Genomic DNA, 203 nt, shown 5'->3' with positions numbered 1-203 from the left:
CCAGCAGACTTTATTCCAATTGCAGAAAAAACAGGGCTGATTCAAAGCATTGGTGAGTGGGTGTTACAACAAGCTTGTTTGCAAGGTAATGCTTGGCTGGACCAAGGCATCGAGTTTGGCAAAATCGCCGTCAATGTTTCTGCGTTGCAGCTTCAGCAGTCAAATTTCATTCAGCGATTAAGTACTATCCTCGATAACACCGG

General features: G+C 44.8%; 1 protein-coding gene. It reads left to right on the top strand.

Going from position 1 to position 203, the window contains the following annotated elements:
• Positions 1-203 (top strand): EAL domain-containing protein (locus tag IQR33_RS27190; protein ID WP_193844227.1); only part of this gene is annotated, 203 nt, incomplete at both ends.

Source organism: Vibrio sp. OPT46, from assembly GCF_015163535.1.
GTDB classification, from domain to species: Bacteria; Pseudomonadota; Gammaproteobacteria; order Enterobacterales; family Vibrionaceae; genus Vibrio; species Vibrio alginolyticus.
Note: the sequence above shows the minus strand (reverse complement) of the source record. Positions and strands in the feature narration are given on the sequence as shown.